Annotated in this window: 6 protein-coding genes; 1 reads left to right on the top strand and 5 read right to left on the bottom strand. The window is 72.2% G+C overall.

Going from position 1 to position 5,067, the window contains the following annotated elements; translation table 11 throughout:
• Positions 1-67 precede the first annotated feature (67 nt).
• The 4 genes from ACFW1A_RS38455 to proS form a co-directional block, all read right to left on the bottom strand.
• Positions 68-307, bottom strand: coding sequence for an RNA-binding protein (locus ACFW1A_RS38455; RefSeq protein ID WP_380417960.1), 240 nt, complete (start codon positions 305-307; stop codon positions 68-70).
• A 2-nt stretch (positions 308-309) separates the two neighbouring features.
• Positions 310-738, bottom strand: a complete 429-nt coding sequence (rpsP, locus tag ACFW1A_RS38450; protein WP_380417958.1) for a 30S ribosomal protein S16 — start codon at positions 736-738, stop codon at positions 310-312.
• 200 nt (positions 739-938) lie between these two features.
• Positions 939-1,526: a hypothetical protein gene (locus ACFW1A_RS38445; RefSeq protein WP_380417956.1), complete on the bottom strand. Its 588-nt coding sequence runs from the start codon at positions 1,524-1,526 to the stop codon at positions 939-941.
• Between the two features lie 337 nt (positions 1,527-1,863).
• Positions 1,864-3,276 (bottom strand): proline--tRNA ligase, encoded by a 1,413-nt coding sequence (gene proS, locus ACFW1A_RS38440; protein WP_380417954.1) that lies wholly within the window; start codon positions 3,274-3,276, stop codon positions 1,864-1,866.
• 191 nt (positions 3,277-3,467) lie between these two features.
• Between proS and ACFW1A_RS38435 the strand changes: the two genes are divergently transcribed.
• Entirely contained in the window at positions 3,468-4,250 is a 783-nt protein-coding gene (locus tag ACFW1A_RS38435; protein ID WP_380417952.1) for a class I SAM-dependent methyltransferase, read from the top strand.
• Between the two features lie 152 nt (positions 4,251-4,402).
• Here ACFW1A_RS38435 and ACFW1A_RS38430 read toward each other — a convergent pair whose 3' ends face one another.
• Positions 4,403-4,927, bottom strand: coding sequence for a GNAT family N-acetyltransferase (locus ACFW1A_RS38430; RefSeq protein WP_380417950.1), 525 nt, complete (start codon positions 4,925-4,927; stop codon positions 4,403-4,405).
• Between the last annotated feature and the right edge of the window lie 140 nt (positions 4,928-5,067).

Raw genomic sequence — 5,067 nt, 5'->3', positions numbered from 1 at the left:
GAAAGACGGAACCGGCCGGGACGCGTTCAGGCGTCCCGGCCGGTCCACGAGCGGACGACGGTGATCGTCAGCGGATGTTGTCCACGTCGACCAGGTCGACGCGGACGTTGCGACCGCCGAGGGCGCCCACCACGGTGCGCAGCGCACGCGCGGTGCGGCCGCCACGGCCGATCACCTTGCCGAGGTCATCAGGGTGCACCCGCACCTCGATGGTGTTCCCGCGGCGGAGGTTGCGCGCGCGCACCTGCACGTCCTCGGGATGCTCGACGATGCCCTTCACCAAGTGGTCGAGGGCGTCCTCGATCACGCTCAGGCCTCGGAGGAGGCGTCGGCCTCGGCCTCGGCCTTGTCCGACTTCTTGGCCTTCGGGGTGATGGCGACACCGGTGGTGGCGTCCTCGAAGCCGGCGACGGCCTTGGCGAACAGGTGCGAGAAGTCCTCGACCTTGGGCTCAGCGACCTTCAGCGGCTCCGGGGCCGGCAGGCCCTTGAACTTCTGCCAGTCGCCGGTCAGCTTGAGGATGGCGAGCACCGGCTCGGTCGGCTGGGCGCCGACGGACAGCCAGTACTGGGCACGCTCGGTGTCGACCTCGATCTTCGAGGGGTTGTAGGTCGGCTGGTAGATGCCGATCTCCTCGATCGCGCGACCGTCACGCTTGGTGCGCGAGTCGGCGACGACGATGCGGTAGTGCGGGGAGCGGATCTTGCCGAGACGCTTGAGCTTGATCTTGACTGCCACGGGAGTGGATCTCCTGAGAGTTGACGTGGGTGAGCGACCGCGCTCCGCGTGGGGCTGCGGCGCCGGTCGTTCCGGTGACACGCCAGCCGTAGGAGAGAGGGTCCATAGGCTGTCGGCTATCAGCTGTCAATTGTGCCACAAACGCCGAGCTCCCTCCGACCGGGGCCGGAGGGAGCTCGTGGGCGGCTGGGGGCGCCGCTTCAGGCGATCTTGAAGGGCTGCTGGCAGGCGCCGCACACGATCGAGGCCTGGGCCAGCACCGAGGGGACCACCCGGACGTTGCGGCCGCAGCCGCAGACGGCCTTGACCCGCACGCCGCCGCCGGAGGAGCCGTGCCGGGCCGCCGGACCGCGGAAGGTGCGCAGCACCCCGCCGTCCGCCGAGCCGGCCACCGCCTGCTGGTGGGCGCCCAGCGCGCGCTCCAGGCGCTCGATGGTCGCGGAGTAGCGGTCCTGGGTCTCGGCGAGCATCGTCACCTGGGAGAAGCCGCTGCTGGCGTGCGGCTCGACCGGGTGGGCCAGCCCCAGCTCGGAGGCGAGCAGCAGGAAGCGGCGGTTGTGGTAGCGCCCCGCCCGGGAGGTGTCCCGGATGTCACGGGCCGCGGCCAGACCGTGGGCGGCCTCGTGCAGCAGCCGCTCGAAGCCGAGCCGGGTGCCGCAGGCCGAGGAGGACTCCCCGATCAGCGCCTCGGGCGAGGCGAGGTCGGGCAGGTCACTGTGGTAGGCCTGGATGTCGCTCCAGGCGGCGGCCAGTTCGGCCGCCAGGACGAGGGGCTGTGTCGTGCTCACGCTATGCCAACGAGGGAGTCGGGGCCGATGTTCCAATTCTGCGAGCCTCGGGGGCATTCCCCGGAAACTCTCAGCTGGGCGTGACAACGCCCGTACTGAGCAAGCGGAAGGTGACGCAAGACCAACCCCCTCGGTGTCTGCACCCGTCGATCCTCGCCGGGTCGGCCGATCCGGGCACGGCGGACCGCCGCGCCGCTGTGTGCGGCCCGCGCCCCCTGTTTTGACAGGGCCACGGGCCGTACACCGTACCGCTACTCGGGCCGCACTGGGAGTTGACTGGCCAGTAGACGAGACGCTGTCACCTACTGGTTACTCAATTGCCGGCCGGACAAGGCAATCAGTACGCACGCGCGACGATCGCGATGTTCCCCTCCTGGTCGTAGGAGGTCGGGACCGAACCGTCGGCGGCGATCAGACAGCGGACCGAGACGCCCTGCTCGGCCAGCTTGGCCTCGCCCTCCGGGCCGAGCTCGGCCCAGGAGATCCGGCCCCAGCCGGTGGCCGCGGCCTCGACGCACTCGTCGAGGGTCGTCACGTCCACGGTGCGGGCCTCGCGGCGCTCGCGGGACTGGCGCAGCAGCAGCGCCTGGTCCTCGTCCAGCAGGCCCGGCAGCACCGCGGCCAGCGAGTCGATCTGCACCGGCTCCTTGCCGCCCGGGATCCGGCGGGCCAGCATCGCGGTGCCGGCCTCCAGGTCGCGCGGGCCGACCTCGATCCGCACCGGGACGCCCTTGAGCTCCCAGTCCACCGCGCGGCGGCCGAACGGGGTGTCGGTGCGGTCGTCCACCACGGTGCGGATGCCGGCCGCCTCCAGCTTGGCGCCGATCTCGCGGACCTTGGCGATCACCGCGTCGTCGCCCTTGATGGCCAGCACCACGGCCTGCACGGCCGCCAGCCGCGGCGGCACCCGCAGGCCGTTGTCGTCGCCGTGCGACATGATCAGGCCGCCGACCATGCGGGTCGAGACGCCCCAGGAGGTCTGCCAGACGAACTCGCGCTCGGCACCCTGCAGCTGGTAGGTGGTGTTGAAGACCTTGGCGAAGTTCTGGCCCAGCTCGTGGCTGGTGCCCATCTGCAGCGCCTTGCCGTCGCCCATCATGCCCTCCAGGGTGAGGGTGTTGATGGCGCCGGCGAACCGCTCCTTGACCGTCTTGCGGCCCAGCACCACGTCGATGCCGAGCACGTTGGTCATGAAGTCGCCGTAGACGTCGGTGTGGATCATCGCGGCGTAGTCGCGGGCGTCCTCGTAGGTCGCGTGCGCGGTGTGCCCCTCCTGCCAGAGGAACTCGGTGGTGCGAAGGAAGACCCGCGGGCGCAGCTCCCAACGGACGACGTTGGCCCACTGGTTGATCAGCAGGGGCAGGTCGCGGTGACTCTGCACCCACTTGGAGAAGTACTCGTTGATGATGGTCTCGGAGGTCGGCCGGACCACCACCGGCTCCTCGAGGTCCTTGCCGCCGCCGTGGGTGACCACCGCGAGCTCGGGCGCGAAGCCCTCGACGTGCTCGGCCTCCCGGGTCAGGTAGGACTGCGGGATGAACATCGGGAAGTAGGCGTTCTGCGCGCCGGCCTTCTTGATCCGCGCGTCCATCTCCTGCTGCATCCGCTCCCACAGGCCGTAGCCGTACGGTCGGATGACCATGGTGCCGCGCACCGGACCGTTGTCGGCCAGCTCGGCCTTGTTGATCAGATCCTGGTACCAGCGCGGGAAGTCGTCCGCCTGGGGGGTGAGAATGGGAGCCTTTGCCATGGGCCGAATCGTACGGTGCCCGGCGCACCGAGCGTGAATCGTTTCCGGCCCGCGGGACCGGGGGCGCACGCCCGGCGGAGTGAATGCTCCGGCGCGCTCCTCTGGACGGCGCGCCCGGGCGGTTGTTCGCTGGAACCGGGGGCGGGCAGTCGGGGGGAATTCCGTACCGGACCGAATGGGAGGCCCACCAGATGGCTTCAGCGCACGGCACTGCCCCGGATCTGACCAGGTCCCGGCCCGGCGGCCGGGACCGCGAGCAGCGGGCCCGGGACTGGGCCGAGATCCAGGAGCGCACGCTGCTGCCGCTCTACCAGGCGGTGCACGAGCGGGTCGGTCTGGGCAGCGCCAGCAGCCTGCTGGACCTGGGCTGCCGGTCCGGCCTGGCGCTGCTGCTGGCCGCGGCGCGCGGCGCCCAGGTGGCCGGGGTGGAGCCGGACGCCCCGCTGCGCGAGCTGGCCCGGGCCCGCCGGCTGCCGGTGGTGGCCGACTCCTCCGCCACCCGGACGGCGCACGGGGTGGTGACCGTCTTCGAACCGCTGCGGCTGGGCGAGCAGGTGCACCGCACGCTGCGCGAGGCGGCCCGGCTGACCCTGCCGGGCGGAGTGGTGGTGCTGGCCGGACCGGGCCCGGCGGACCTGGACGAGTGCGCGGCGGTGCTGGAGGTGGCGCGTCGGCACGGCGGCCCGGACCGCGCGCCGGAGCCGCTGGCCGCCGCCGACCTGGGCGGGCCGGCCGCGGCGGCCGGGCTGCGCGCGGTCGGGCGGGGGCGGGTCGGCTGCCCGTTCGGCTACGCCGATCTGGACAGCGCGGTGCGCGGGCTGCTGGCCACCGGTTGGTTCGACCGGGCGATCGCCGGTTCGGGTGACGTGCTGGTGGCCAAGGAGCTGGCCGAGGCACTGCACCCCTTCACCCGGACGGACGGCACGGTGCGGCTGGCCACCGAGTTCCACTACCTGCTCGCCGTGCGCGCCTGACGGACCGTCGGCCGGTGCGATCCCGGCCGCCCGGTAGGCGGCCTCCTCGTCCACCGCGGGCTGGTCGGGACGCTGCCGGGGCGGGGCGGGTTCGGTCACCCCTGGACGACAAGGGCACAGAACCGGACGATCCACGAGCGACGCCGCCGGTGTCAGGGGAGCGGCGGCCACTCCTCGACCGTCAGGGCGAACCGCTCGTGGTCCCGCCAGGCGCCGTCCAGGAAGAGCATCCGCGGGGTGAACCCCTCGTGCCGGAAGCCCAGCCGGCGGGCCAGCGCGATCGAGCGGTCGTTCTCCGGCTGCACGCTGATCTCCAGCCGGTGCAGGCCCAGGCCGCCGGTGCTCGGGTCGCCGAAGCAGCGGTCCACCACCAGCCGCATCCCCTCGGTCATCCGGCCGGTCCCGGCGTAGGGCAGGTAGCTGTCGTAGCCGAGCGCCGCGTTGCAGTAGCGGCCCATCACGATGTTCGAGACGTTGCACTTGCCGACCAGGCCCTCGTCCTCCCGGTCGACGATCAGGAAGGTGCGCAGGCCGGGCCCCTGACGCTGGAGCAGGTCCGGCAGCCCGTCCGGCTCCACCGGGTTCCACCGCCCGATGTGCGCCGCCGAGCGGCGCACCGCGGCGGCGTAGCTGACGGCGTCGGAGGCCCTCGGGGCACGGATCGTCACTCGCGTCATCGGACCATCATGGAGCATCCGGAGCGCATGCCAACGGCCCGCCACCGGGGTGCCGGGCCGTTGGCGTTCAACCGCGGTGCTACATCAGGTCCTTGATCTCCTTGGGCAGCTCGAAGCCGCCCGGCCCCTGGCCCGGGCCG

The organism is Kitasatospora sp. NPDC058965 (assembly GCF_042741245.1).
In the GTDB taxonomy this organism is placed as follows: domain Bacteria; phylum Actinomycetota; class Actinomycetes; order Streptomycetales; family Streptomycetaceae; genus Kitasatospora.
The sequence above is the reverse complement of the archived record's forward strand: the minus strand, read 5'-3'. Positions and strand labels throughout refer to the sequence as shown.

What these genes read in the sequence shown, in the direction of transcription:
- proS (WP_380417954.1), bottom strand. Translation starts at nt 3,276, where the DNA reads ATGGCAAAGGCTCCCATTCTCACCCCCCAGGCGGACGACTTCCCGCGC.
- ACFW1A_RS38435 (WP_380417952.1), top strand. Translation starts at nt 3,468, where the DNA reads ATGGCTTCAGCGCACGGCACTGCCCCGGATCTGACCAGGTCCCGGCCC.
- ACFW1A_RS38430 (WP_380417950.1), bottom strand. Translation starts at nt 4,927, where the DNA reads ATGACGCGAGTGACGATCCGTGCCCCGAGGGCCTCCGACGCCGTCAGC.